The organism is Pseudoalteromonas sp. bablab_jr011, from assembly GCF_016464045.1.
GTDB lineage: Bacteria > Pseudomonadota > Gammaproteobacteria > Enterobacterales > Alteromonadaceae > Pseudoalteromonas > Pseudoalteromonas lipolytica.
Map to the genome: position 1 here is coordinate 1 of NZ_JACDWU010000010.1, position 329 is coordinate 329.

The window sequence follows — 329 nt, forward strand, 5'->3', positions numbered from 1 at the left end:
GAATAGACACCATTAAGTGAACGTGGTCATGTTCTCCACCAAACTCTAAAAGCTCGCAATCCATTTGCTTACAGGTTTCCTCCATTATCTCTTTGGCTCTATCTAACATCTCTTTAGTGAAAACGCCTCTTCGGTATTTTGTAACAAATACTAGATGAGCGTTGTTTTTAAATAGGCAGCTTCTGCCTATTCTCCATTCGTACATTTTACTCATAGACTAGATTGACAATTTAACGCTAAGTGTAATAATAGTTACCGCAATTGACAACCTACGGAAAGAGCATGCTAACTGGCATTAAGCTACGTGCTAACCCAACATCACATCAAAA

Annotated in this window: 1 protein-coding gene; it reads right to left on the minus strand. The window is 38.3% G+C overall.

From position 1 onward, the window contains the following. Positions 1-214 (minus strand): IS200/IS605 family transposase (tnpA, locus tag JIG41_RS00160; protein WP_409372697.1); only part of this gene is annotated, 214 nt, incomplete at its 3' end. Positions 215-329 lie beyond the last annotated feature (115 nt).